The sequence below is a fragment of the Microbulbifer agarilyticus genome (assembly GCF_001999945.1).
GTDB lineage: Bacteria > Pseudomonadota > Gammaproteobacteria > Pseudomonadales > Cellvibrionaceae > Microbulbifer > Microbulbifer agarilyticus_A.
The window spans coordinates 2,459,452-2,471,579 of record NZ_CP019650.1; the positions used below are offsets into that span (position 1 = coordinate 2,459,452).

Annotated in this window: 9 protein-coding genes; 7 read left to right on the forward strand and 2 right to left on the reverse strand. The window is 54.9% G+C overall.

What is annotated here, in order from left to right; all coding sequences use genetic code 11:
• Window positions 1-5: 5 nt before the first annotated feature.
• Together serC and gyrA are read right to left on the reverse strand one after the other, a co-directional pair.
• On the reverse strand, window positions 6-1,085 hold the full coding sequence (serC, locus tag Mag101_RS10110; protein WP_077404287.1) for a 3-phosphoserine/phosphohydroxythreonine transaminase: 1,080 nt from the start codon (window positions 1,083-1,085) through the stop codon (window positions 6-8).
• Window positions 1,086-1,272: 187 nt separating this feature from the next.
• Window positions 1,273-3,846: a DNA gyrase subunit A gene (gyrA, locus tag Mag101_RS10115; RefSeq protein WP_077404289.1), complete on the reverse strand. Its 2,574-nt coding sequence runs from the start codon at window positions 3,844-3,846 to the stop codon at window positions 1,273-1,275.
• Between the two features lie 245 nt (window positions 3,847-4,091).
• On the opposite strand from gyrA, the gene Mag101_RS10120 reads away from it, so the two are divergent.
• From Mag101_RS10120 to Mag101_RS10150, 7 genes are all read left to right on the forward strand, one after another.
• Window positions 4,092-5,459, forward strand: a complete 1,368-nt coding sequence (locus tag Mag101_RS10120) for a TRZ/ATZ family hydrolase (RefSeq protein WP_077404292.1) — start codon at window positions 4,092-4,094, stop codon at window positions 5,457-5,459.
• Window positions 5,460-5,470: 11 nt separating this feature from the next.
• Window positions 5,471-6,175 (forward strand): bifunctional 2-polyprenyl-6-hydroxyphenol methylase/3-demethylubiquinol 3-O-methyltransferase UbiG, encoded by a 705-nt coding sequence (ubiG, locus tag Mag101_RS10125; protein WP_077404295.1) that lies wholly within the window; start codon window positions 5,471-5,473, stop codon window positions 6,173-6,175.
• Between the two features lie 19 nt (window positions 6,176-6,194).
• A complete protein-coding gene (locus Mag101_RS10130; RefSeq protein ID WP_077404298.1) occupies window positions 6,195-6,860 on the forward strand; it encodes an HAD family hydrolase in 666 nt (221 codons plus the stop codon).
• A 43-nt stretch (window positions 6,861-6,903) separates the two neighbouring features.
• Window positions 6,904-7,647, forward strand: a complete 744-nt coding sequence (locus Mag101_RS10135) for a YciK family oxidoreductase (protein ID WP_335645077.1) — start codon at window positions 6,904-6,906, stop codon at window positions 7,645-7,647.
• Between the two features lie 272 nt (window positions 7,648-7,919).
• Window positions 7,920-9,179, forward strand: coding sequence for a serine hydrolase domain-containing protein (locus Mag101_RS10140; protein WP_198039962.1), 1,260 nt, complete (start codon window positions 7,920-7,922; stop codon window positions 9,177-9,179).
• A gap of 387 nt (window positions 9,180-9,566) precedes the next feature.
• A complete protein-coding gene (locus Mag101_RS10145) occupies window positions 9,567-11,204 on the forward strand; it encodes a hypothetical protein (RefSeq protein WP_077404306.1) in 1,638 nt (545 codons plus the stop codon).
• Between the two features lie 48 nt (window positions 11,205-11,252).
• A complete protein-coding gene (locus Mag101_RS10150; RefSeq protein WP_157520295.1) occupies window positions 11,253-12,095 on the forward strand; it encodes a hypothetical protein in 843 nt (280 codons plus the stop codon).
• Window positions 12,096-12,128 lie beyond the last annotated feature (33 nt).

Genomic DNA, 12,128 nt, shown 5'->3' on the forward strand with positions numbered 1-12,128 from the left:
GCTCATTAACCATGACGTTGCTCAAAGTCGGCCATAAAGGCCACCAGGGCTTCCACCGCCTCTAATGGCACGGCGTTGTACAGGGACGCACGCATACCACCCACGGAACGATGCCCTTTCAGATTGAGCAGCCCGGCCGCTTCCGACTCACTCAAGAATTGCTTGTCCAGCTTTTCGTCTGCAAGCACAAACGGCACATTCATGCGCGACCGGCTTTCCTTCGCCACCGGACTGGAGAAAAACTCACTGCGATCGAGGAACTCATACAGTAATGCGGACTTCTTCTCGCTGAGTTCCGCCATTGCGGGTACACCACCCTGGGCTTTCAGCCATTTAAACACCAGCCCCGACAGATACCAGGCAAAGGTCGGCGGCGTGTTGTCCATAGAGCCACCGTCGGCAGCAATTTTCCAATTGAGACTGCGCGGGATATCGGGCAACGCGCGATCCAGCAGGTCATCACGCACGATACCCACGGCAATACCGGATGGACCAATGTTCTTTTGTGCTCCCGCATAGATAAAACCAAACTTATCGACCGGAATGGACTGAGAAAGAATGGTCGACGACATATCCGCAACCAGCGGGCTTTTCACCTCGGGAACATAAGGGAACTCTACGCCACCAATCGTCTCGTTCGGCGTATAGTGGAAGTACGCGGCATCGGCGCTTTCCTGCCAGCTATCCGCAGCCGGCGCATAGCTAAAGTTCTGATCCTCAGAGGACGCCACTATATTCACGTTACCGTAGCGACGCGCCTCCTTGATCGCTTTGGCAGCCCACTGCCCGGTATGGATATAGTCTGCCGTCTTACTGGCACCGCCAAACAGGTTCCAGGGAATGGCGCTAAACTGGCCGGTAGCACCACCCTGCAGGAACAGCACCTTGTAGTTATCTGGGATTGCCAACAAATCCCGCAGGTCCTGCTCGGCAGTTTCCGCCACCTGGGTAAACTCCGGCGAGCGATGGCTAACTTCCATTACGGAACAGCCCAGCCCTTGCCAGTCCAGCAATTCTTCCTGTGCCTGCCGCAATACCGGCTCCGGCAACGCCGCAGGTCCCGCACAGAAATTGAACTTTCTCATTGATTCACTTCCACAGAGAAAACAGATTGAATTAAAACTTTGGCCAAGAGCCGAATCACGAGATCTACAAACCTCGTTTTCACCCCTGCCGATTACAAAGCTTTCGCCAGCAAGAAAACGCCAGCCACTAAAGTCAAAAAAGGCCGCGAAGATTCGCAGCCTTTTTGAGATAAATCGGGATCAGAGGTTACTCCTCGGCAGCGCCGTCTCCGGCACCCTCACCTTCTTCATCATCGGTCTCCTGGATCCGCGCCAGGCCAACCAGCTGCTCGCCACTCTTCAAACGAATGACACGCACGCCTTGGGTATTCCGCCCAAGCACAGAAACCTCATCGACGCGGGTACGAACCAGTGTGCCCTGATCAGAAATCAGCATGATTTCTTCACCCGGGTGCACCTGACAGGCACCAACCAAAGCGCCGTTACGCTCACTTTCCGCGATCGCGATTACACCTTGGGTACCGCGTCCCTTGGTTGGGAAGTCGGCGGTCGAAGTACGCTTACCGTAACCATTTTCGGTGACCATCATCACCGAACCACCCTCTTCCGGGATCACCATGGAAATTACGGAAACACCTTCAGCCATGCGGATACCGCGCACACCACGGGACACACGCCCCATGGAACGGACATTTTCTTCGGCAAAACGCGCGGCCTTACCAGCACTGGTTAACAGCAACACATCGCGACTACCGTCGGTAATAGCGGTTGCCACCAGGCGATCGGTTTCTTCCAGCTCGATTGCCCGCAGCCCCACGCTACGTGGGCGCGCAAATGCAGTCAGCGGGGTTTTCTTCACGGTACCGTTCGCGGTCGCAAAGAAAATAAAGTGGTCTTCATCGTATTCCGACACCGGCATCATGCTGCTGATGCGCTCATCTTCTTCCAGCGGTAGCATGTTCACCATCGGGCGGCCACGGGAGGCACGGCCAGCGGTGGGTACTTCGTACACCTTCAGCCAATACACCTTACCCTTATTGGAGAAGCACAAAATTGTGTCGTGGGAGTTGGCAATCAGCAGGTGCTCAACGAAATCTTCGTCTTTTACCTGAGTCGCCGACTTACCCATACCGCCGCGGCGCTGGGCTTGATAATCGGCCAGTGGCTGGCTCTTGGCGTAGCCACCATGCGAGATGGTAACAACCTTGTCTTCCGGGGTAATCAGGTCTTCTACAGAAAGATCCTGGCGGGAAGCCACGATGTCGGTACGGCGCTCATCGCCATACTCTTTTTCCAGCACTTCCAGCTCTTCGCGAATCACTTCCATCAAGCGCACAGGGCTGCCCAGGATTTCCAGGTATTCGGCGATCTGCTCCAGGCGCTCACTGTATTCAGCCAGCAGCTTGTCGTGCTCCATGCCGGTCAGACGGTGCAGGCGCAACTCGAGAATTGCCTGCGCCTGGGCCGGTGACAGGTAGTAAGCGTCATCGCGCATACCAAATTCTTTCGGCAGATCGTCCGGACGACAGGCATCAGCACCGGCACGCTCCAGGAACTGCTGCACCTCACCTACCGGCCAACCTTTGGCCAACAGTGCTTCGCGGGCGTCGGCCGGCGTCGCGGAGGACTTGATCAGCTCGATCACCGGGTCGATATTGGAGATGGCAATCGCCAGGCCTTCCAGGATATGCCCGCGCTCACGCGCCTTGCGCAGCAGGTATACAGTACGGCGGGTTACTACTTCCTGACGATGGCGAATGAAATATTCCAGCAGCTCTTTCAGGTTCAACAGTTTGGGCTGGCCATCGACCAGCGCCACCATATTGATACCAAAAACGCTTTCCAGCTGGGTCTGAGAATAGAGGTTGTTCAAAACAACATCGCCCAGCTCACCGCGCTTGAGTTCGATGACAATGCGCAGGCCATCTTTATCCGACTCGTCGCGCAGCTCGGATATACCTTCGATCTTCTTCTCTTTTACCAACTCAGCAATACGCTCGATCAGGCGCGCCTTGTTCAGCTGGTATGGAATTTCGTGAACAATGATGGTCTCACGACCAGACTTATCATCGCGCAGCACTTCCGCCTTTGCGCGGATATAGATACGTCCGCGGCCGGTGCGGTAGGCCAGCAGGATACCGGCGCGGCCATTGATAATGGCGCCTGTGGGGAAATCCGGGCCCGGAATATATTCCATCAACTCGTCGACAGACAGCTCACTGTTGTCGATCAGCGCCAGACAACCCTTAACCACTTCACTCAGGTTGTGCGGTGGGATATTGGTAGCCATACCGACCGCGATACCGGAAGAACCGTTTACCAGCAGGTTGGGCACTCGCGACGGCAACACTTCCGGCATCTGCTCGGAGCCATCGTAGTTGTCGACAAAATTGACGGTTTCCTTGTCCAGATCGGACAGCAGCTCATGCGCCAGCTTGTCCATGCGGATTTCGGTGTATCGCATGGCTGCCGCGCTATCGCCATCAATAGAACCGAAGTTACCCTGGCCATCTACGAGCATGTACCGCAGAGAGAACGGCTGAGCCATACGTACGATGGTGTCATACACCGCGCTATCACCATGCGGGTGGTATTTACCAATTACGTCGCCCACAACACGCGCAGATTTTTTGTACGGCTTGTTCCAGTCGTTCTTGAGTTCGTTCATTGCGTAGAGCACGCGCCGGTGCACCGGCTTGAGCCCGTCGCGCACGTCCGGCAGCGCACGGCCCACGATTACGCTCATCGCATAGTCGAGGTAGGATTGCTTCAGCTCTTCTTCGATATTAATCGGAGAAATTTCTTTGGCTAATTCGCCCATATTTTCAGGCATTCCTTATCGTTAACGCCGCCAGCGGGTTGGCCCCGGCTCCGCCAGAAACTGCCGCCCTCAAAGGGGTAAAAACAGCATCAAGCTTGAATCTGGTGGGGCCAGCAAGTCACGGACCCCGATCAAGCGGGCGATTCTACCACAATTGACGCATATAAGGACGACTTGTACAGACTTGTTCACAGTCGCTGGCGCCGCTAAAGTTTGCGCCTTTCCACCGGAACAAAAAACGCACAATGGCCAATAAGAACCCCAGCAATTCCGCGCAAAAAACAAACAACCAGCAGGTGATCGACACACTGATACACGCCCGCTGGATCATTCCGGTGGTACCCGAAAAACGCGTGTACGAAAATTGTTCACTGGCGATCAAGGACGGGGTAATCAGTGCAATACTGCCGAGCGAAGAGGCCCGTATGCGCTTTACGGCAAGCGAGGTGCACGAGCTCGACGACCAACTGGTGATTCCCGGCCTGATCAATACCCACAACCATGCGGCCATGAGCCTGTTGCGCGGCTTTGCCGATGACCAGCCGTTGATGACTTGGCTGGAAAAACATATCTGGCCTGCAGAGCAAACGTGGGTTAGCCCTGAATTTGTTGGCGATGGCACCCGCCTCAGCATTGCCGAAATGCTTAGAAGTGGCACCACGACCTTCTCCGACCAGTATTTCTTCCCGGAGGCCACCGCAGCAGCCGCACGGGAAGCCGGTATTCGCGCACAAGTCGCCTTCCCCATTATCGATTTTCCCAACGCCTGGTCCCGGGACGGCTTTGACGCGATCGAAAAGGGGCTGGCACTGCGGGATGACTACCGTTCCCACAGCCGAATTGGCCTCGCCTTCGCCCCTCATGCCCCATATACGGTGGGCGACGAAACACTGCAAAAAATTGCCATGTACGCCGACGAGCTGGGCATGGCTGTCCAAATGCATTTGCATGAAACAGCAGGGGAAGTGGAAAAAGCTGTAGCCGATAGCGGGTTGCGCCCCACAGAGCGGCTGCACAAACTGGGGCTGCTGTCTCCGCAGTTCCTGAGCGTACATATGACCGCGCTGGATGACGCCGATATTGCACTGATCAGCAAAACCGGTGCCCATGTCAGCCACTGTCCACGCTCCAACCTCAAACTCGCCTCCGGCTTCACCCCGGTGGCCAAGCTGCTCGATGCCGGCATCAATGTATCCATCGGCACCGATGGACCCGCCAGCAACAACGGCCTCGACATGCTGATGGAAACCAACACCGCCGCCCTGCTCGCCAAGGCGGTTTCCGGCGATGCCAGCGCCCTGCCCGCGCATCAGGCCCTGGCCATGGCGACCATCAATGGCGCACGCGCACTCGGTATCGACGACGTCACCGGCAGCCTCGAAGCCGGCAAAGCTGCAGACCTTTGCGCCATCGACCTCAGCGCAATCGAGCAGCAGCCGCTGCACGACCTGACCTCGCAGCTAATCTACACCGCCAACGGCCACAATGTGCGCAATGTATGGGTTGCGGGCAAGCAACTCTTGAAGGATCGTGTTCTCACCACAATGAATGAAGTAGAACTGAAGCAACGGGCACAGATATGGCGTGATAGAATCGCCGGTCTGTCCAAGTAAGCAGAGCCCAAATGACCAACGTAGATCCGGCGGAAATCGCCAAATTCGAACAGCTCGCGAGCCGCTGGTGGGACCAGCAGGGTGAATTCAAACCCCTGCATGAGATCAACCCCCTGCGCGCCAACTATATTGATCAGCGCGCCCCCGTTGCCGGCAAAAAGCTCCTCGATGTAGGTTGCGGCGGCGGCATTCTGTCAGAAGCCATGGCCCAGCGCGGCGCCGAGGTGACTGGCATCGACATGGGTGAAGCTCCTCTGAACGTAGCCAAGCTGCACGCCCTGGAAAGCGGCGTATCCATTGATTACCAGCGCATCCCGGTAGAAGAACTCGCGGACAAGGCACCCGCCAGCTTCGACATTGTTACCTGCCTGGAAATGCTGGAGCATGTACCGGACCCCGCCTCCGTAATCCGCGCCTGCGCAAAACTGGTTAAACCCGGCGGTCACGTGTTTTTCTCCACCATCAACCGCACACCAAAAGGCTGGCTGTTTGCGGTGGTGGGCGCGGAATACGTCTTGCGCCTGCTCCCCAAGGGCACCCACGAATACGCTAAATTCATCCGCCCGTCAGAGCTCGGTCGCTGGGTTCGCGAAGCAGACCTGCAAGCGCGCGATATCACCGGCATGACCTACAATCCCCTCACCAAGCAGTACAAACTGAACCCGAGGGACGTCGACGTGAATTACCTGATGCACACCACTCGCCCGGCGGAATAAACCCAGAAGTACCCCACTTATGAAAGCTGTACTCTTCGACCTCGACGGCACACTGTTCGACACTGCCCCGGACTTCGTGGTGGTGCTCAACCAGCTGCGTGAGCAGGAGCAACTGCCACCGCTGGCCGATGCCACCATTCGCGAAGTCGTATCCAATGGCGCCCGCGCCATGGTTCGCCTTGGCTTTGGGGTAGACGAAGGCGAACATGGCTTCGACAACTTGCGCCAACGCCTGCTGGACCTCTACCTGATGCACCTGGCGAGGCACACGGTCCCCTTTCCCGGTATCGAGCGCTTACTGAATGAATTAGCCGAAAACGACATTGCCTGGGGTGTAGTCACCAACAAGCCATCGGCTTATACCATTCCGCTCATGCGAGCGTTTGCGCACCTGCCCACGCCCGGAGCCATCATCTGCCCGGACGACGTCACCAATCGCAAACCGGATCCGGAGCCTATTCTGCTTGCCTGTAGCCGCATTGGCTGCCTGCCAACGGAATCCGTATACGTAGGTGACCACGAGCGCGACATCATGGCCGGCCGCGCTGCAGGCATGCCCACCATCGCCTGCAGCTATGGCTACATCGACAGCGGCGACGACCCGGAAAACTGGCAGGCGGATCATGTGATCCATCACGCCGATGAGATCTGGCCTCTGCTGCAACAGCAATACCTGAACAAATAATTACATTCTCTATTCTTGAGCCCGAATTCTGATGTCTGAAACCATCACCAACTACCAAGCACCCGCAGATCTGCTGAAAGATAAAGTTATTCTGGTGACCGGAGCCGGCGACGGTATTGGCCGCGCTGCAGCAAAAGCCTATGCCGCCCACGGCGCTACCGTTATCTTGCTGGGCCGCACCGTCCCCAAACTGGAAGCCGTTTACGACGAGATCGAAGCAGCTGGCGGCGCCAAGCCCGCCATCCTGCCTGTTGACCTGTCTGATGTGCGCTGGGAACAACTGGAATACCTGGCCCAAGGTGTAGACCAGGAATTTAGCCGCCTTGACGGCCTGGTGCACTGCGCCGGCGTACTCGGCCAGCGCACCCCGATTGCCAATTACCACTACGCTAACTGGCAGCAGGTTATGCAGATCAACGTGAATGCCGCGTTCGGTCTAACAAAGGCCATGCTGCCACTACTGGAAGAATCCAAAGCCGGTTCGATCATCTTCACCAGCTCCAGTGTGGGTCTTAAAGGACGCGCCTACTGGGGCGCTTACTCGGTTTCAAAGTTTGCCACCGAAGGCCTGATGCAAGTGCTGGCAGATGAAGTGGATGGCGTCTCCAACATTCGCGTCAACAGCGTCAATCCCGGCGGCACCCGCACCAATATGCGCGCCGCTGCCTACCCGGCAGAAGATCCGGCGACCGTCACCGCTCCGGAAGATATTATGCCGACCTACCTATACCTGATGGGCGACGATAGCCTCGGGATAAACGGCAAACAATTTAACGCGCAAGACTAAATAGCCACCCTTTTTGCTCAACCCGCCAGCGCGGGTTGAGCCCCCTCCCAGCCAACTCACCTCTTGATTGCCATAGCCAGGCGACGATAACTACCCCCTCTCAACCGCCTTAGCAGTTGAAGCTCACTTCGGTTACGAATCAAAGCCTACACTTATCGCGAAACAGCAAAAGTACCTGAAGGGTTTCAGTAATGCGCGGCGAAAAAAGCGGACCGTTTACGCTACCAACCTGCGTAAGCATCATTCTTTTTTTAAGTATGGGGATATTGGTTGTGAATGCCGAGGACGATCCTTACGCGACACCTACCGAAGACTTCTCCGTATCGGAACTGAAAAATGGCTATAGCCTGAGTGATGCACAGCGACTGCACGATGTATGGACGCTGGAGAAATTCCTGAACATTACCGAGTCCGGCGCTTACTCCTACTTCCACCTTCCAGAGTTTTTGCCCCACGCCCTGATTACGCGTGACGGCCCTGTCGCGGAGCTCTCCCGAGCCCCCTCCCAGATAGTCGGCGATACAAGCCTTAGCGTCAACAATAAGGATATTCGCTTCGAAGATATGATTACATCCCTGGATTCGCCGCTCCAAGGGGTGATGGTGGTTAAAAATGGCAAAGTTGTATTCGAAAAATACCCGGGCATGCGACGGACCGACCGCCACGTATGGATGTCAAACGCAAAAGTGTTTGCGGGCTTGCTGATCGCAATGCTGGAGGAAGAAGAAAAAATCGACGTACAAAAAACCGTTTCTGCATACTTGGACGAAACCCAAAAAACTGCGTGGGCGGACATCAAAGTCATCGACATACTGAATATGCAGACCGGCCTCGACCTCGAGGAAAACCCTGCCAGCCGCAGTGGCAATACGCCTTACAACGTCTTTGTGCGCTCAGAGGTCGGCTTGCCCGCCCCCGATGGCAAGACCTATACCCACAATCAAGCGCTCTACAAAATACCCAAGCTACGTGAACCGGGAGAACGCTTCGAGTACTCGTCTGCCAACACACAGATGTTAGGGCTGATCATAGAAGCCGTGACCCAGAAAAGGCTTGCAGAACTAATCTCAGAAAAAATCTGGATGAAATCTGGTATGGAGGGCGATGCGACTCTGGGGCTTAGCCCGCAGGGCAACGGCATCATTCACGGACTGATCAGCTCCCGCCTGGACGACATGGCAAGATTTGGCATGCTGTTTACGCCGAGCTGGAAACTCCTGAGCAAAGAGCAAATCATATCGGATGCCATCATTAAGAAAATGCAATCCTCTGGCACCTCCGACAACTTCCTGAAAGGATCACTGGGTCCAAGACTCACCGATGAATTCAGAGAACAACCACTATTCAATTCCTATCAATGGGATGCAGTGTTCGAGGATGGCGACCTATACAAAAGCGGCATGAATGGACAAGGACTGTATGTTTCACCTACTACTGACACCGTCGTAGTCTGGTTTTCTACAGGCTTTCCGGAAATCCCCATGGAAGCGTTTAGCCGAACCATTGTTCAACGCTTGGCGGACAAGACCTAACACCCCGAAAAACACCTTCACAAGGTCAAAATCAATAAATTGAGTTAAATGTAATTTGACTGTAAGTCACTGTAAGCCTTTGTAATTCATTTCTCCCCACCGCTCTTACCTGCTGATTTTCTTTCAAAATCAATCGCCTGCACTGCTTTCTCTTTTTGCATGCTAAACCGAAAAAATGTTGCATGTCGTGAGAAGCATTTTCACTGACTTACCCCACCAATACGCCTCTGATATTCTCGCCGCGCTTTCAACGTACGCGACCACTTCACGCCAACTAAAAAGCAACTCTAAAAATTGAAAATTGCAGAATACATGTAATTTCATACTGGTGAGAAAGGAACTTCATTACCAGGAAAAAATCACCCGAATGCATAAAAGGATTTATCCATGTCAGACAACATCGACCCAAAGGCCATTCAATTCAGCGAAGCCGGTCAACCGGCGAAAATTAATTACCAGGTACCCCTTCCCGGCGCCCATACCGGTCGACGTATTATCGAACTGGATTTAGGGTTGGGCTTCAAAGACTTTACCTCACTGGCCAAGTCCGCCGGCACTTCATACAAAGACTCGCTTGGGATTAAACCAAAAGTAAAAGACAAGTTATTGCCCAACGACAACAAGGTACAGAACTTCCTGAGTGACAGCATCCACCGCATCAGCACCCGAGTAACCCGCTTGCCGAACGACTCACTGGATCAACCCAAAGCCCGCGCAAGCGACAGCCAGCAGCTGAAAACCATCAACGCCCTCAACAAGGCCATCGACCCGAATGTTTTCAAGGAACATATTGATTTGGGTATGGTGATGGTGCCCTCCGTTGGCTGGGCCGGTAACCTGACCTACACGCCACACCCGGTCGAATCGTCCGAAAAGCCCAAGATCTTTCTTGTCGAGCGCTACGGCGTGAGCTCTTTCCTGGGCGATTACGGCATGGGTAAAACTGTAAAAACCTTCACCCTGCTCCCTGGAGAAACCACGAAGATCTCTATGCGCACCTGGCAGAGCACCAAGGAAAGCCGCCAGGAATCATCGAGCATCATAGACTCCCATGAACAATCCGCCCGTGAACGCTTTGCGGATAAAATCCAGAACGAGACCACCGACAAGCAAACAAAGTCGAAGACCGAAGAGTGGCATGTGGAAGCGGAGGTTTCCGCCAGTTGGGGCTTCGGCAGTGCCAGTGTCTCCGGTGGTGGTAGCGGAGAGTACTCCAGCGGGCGCGAACAGTTCGCCAAGCAGGCTGCGGAATCCGTCAAAGAACATGCCGCCGAGGCTTCCAGTAAACGTGAAATGTCGGTAACTAGCAGCTCCGAGCGCGAAGAAGAATCTGGCTCCGAGACCATCATCGAGCGCACCATCAGTAACGCCAACATGCGCCGTGTGCTCAATTTTGTATTCCGTGAACTAAATCAGGAGTACATCACTAAAATGCACCTCAAGGACGTACGCGTAGCCTTCACCAATGGCCGCCGTGATTCCTGGCGGGAAGTGCCGATTTCTGGTCTACTGGGTTTTCTTCAAGAATTTGTCGTCGAACATAAAATCCCCGACGTAGCACGCTCCATTCTCAAAGTTGCCGGTTACATTGCCGATCGAGAAGACGTAATGGTTCCCACCCTGGAACGCGTTAATCTCGTGGATCACGGCACCCGTATCGAAATCACCCCCGCCACACTGGACGATGACGGTGAATTCCCGGTACCTACACCTACCAGCTACTATCGCTTCAAGACTGGCCCACTCCATCAAGAAGATACGACCAACCCGGTCGATGGCGTGTTATTGAATGATTCGCGTATCACCATGCGCACAGACAGTGTTATCGTCGAAGCTTTACTGGGTCAGGCCGATGCCCTGGACGAGTATGCGATGACCATCCAGCGCGCCGCCGCCAATAAAGAAACCCTGGCGAATGATCGCGAGCGTATCGTCCAGACGGCGATCGCCGAAGCCAAGCTTGAGGACCGTCTGGAAACTATCGTAGATCTGAACCGCCTGTGCGCGGCAGAAAGCACAGAATAAGGAGGAAAGCTGATGCCTCCAATACATCCCGTCATTGATGTCGCACGCATGCTCAACGCACAGATGCTGACGCAGACACCGGTGACAGATACCAAGGCAGCCACCGGCGGCGGGTCTCCGGCCGCCCACGGGCCGTCGATCAAGACTCTAATGGTTTACGACGATGGCGACGCGGGGATTCGCGACTTCGCCCCTATTCTAGCCCGCGCTTACTATCCGCAAGCCAAGCTGGTGGGGGTTTCCTCGCTGGCCGCGCTGTCCGCGGTACTGAGCAAATACAGTAAGATCGATACGCTCGTCATCGATGTGCATTCGGGGCCCGGTTATCTGCTGATCGGTGGTGCCAATCCCAGCCTTACAACCGTGCGGGAAGCATTGAAGAAATCCGGCGTTACGGTGAAGTCAAAAATCGTTTTTGAAGGCTGCTCAATTATGCGTGATCCGATCGAAACCAGCCGAATGGTAGAGCCAATCTGTGGCCCGAAAACTCAGGTGACCGGTTTTACCTATTTCAGTGTGACCAATAAGTTCGAGATCGATTTTTCGGATTTTCATGATCCCAAGGAAATTGAGGAGTTCTACAAGGACTTTACGATGGACTATATGCTCCCGGGCCTGCCATCGGCCAAAGACTCGACGGGCAAGGTAGTTGCACACGGGCGACGCTGGTTTCGAGACACATACGACGAGACCTTACCGGAAGACGGTAATTTCCTGCACATCGAAAGCCTCGGAACCCTGAAAAAGCTCACCGTCAACACCGCCGATGAAGCGCTTGCCGCACAAAGCAATTTTTCGGGCCCAGTATTTACCGGAGCTCAAGTAACGGTCACGAACGTAACTGCAGTCGCAGGCGCAGCACAGAAATCTGAAGCGCTGGTCGAACCCTAAAGGTAGGAAGGTAGTACCGACAATCTTTCCACC

Excerpts from the sequence above, each read along its gene's own strand:
- serC (WP_077404287.1), bottom strand. The coding sequence starts at position 1,085 with ATGAGAAAGTTCAATTTCTGTGCGGGACCTGCGGCGTTGCCGGAGCCG.
- gyrA (WP_077404289.1), bottom strand. The coding sequence starts at position 3,846 with ATGGGCGAATTAGCCAAAGAAATTTCTCCGATTAATATCGAAGAAGAG.
- Mag101_RS10120 (WP_077404292.1), top strand. The coding sequence starts at position 4,092 with ATGGCCAATAAGAACCCCAGCAATTCCGCGCAAAAAACAAACAACCAG.
- ubiG (WP_077404295.1), top strand. The coding sequence starts at position 5,471 with ATGACCAACGTAGATCCGGCGGAAATCGCCAAATTCGAACAGCTCGCG.
- Mag101_RS10130 (WP_077404298.1), top strand. The coding sequence starts at position 6,195 with ATGAAAGCTGTACTCTTCGACCTCGACGGCACACTGTTCGACACTGCC.
- Mag101_RS10145 (WP_077404306.1), top strand. The coding sequence starts at position 9,567 with ATGTCAGACAACATCGACCCAAAGGCCATTCAATTCAGCGAAGCCGGT.
- Mag101_RS10150 (WP_157520295.1), top strand. The coding sequence starts at position 11,253 with ATGCTCAACGCACAGATGCTGACGCAGACACCGGTGACAGATACCAAG.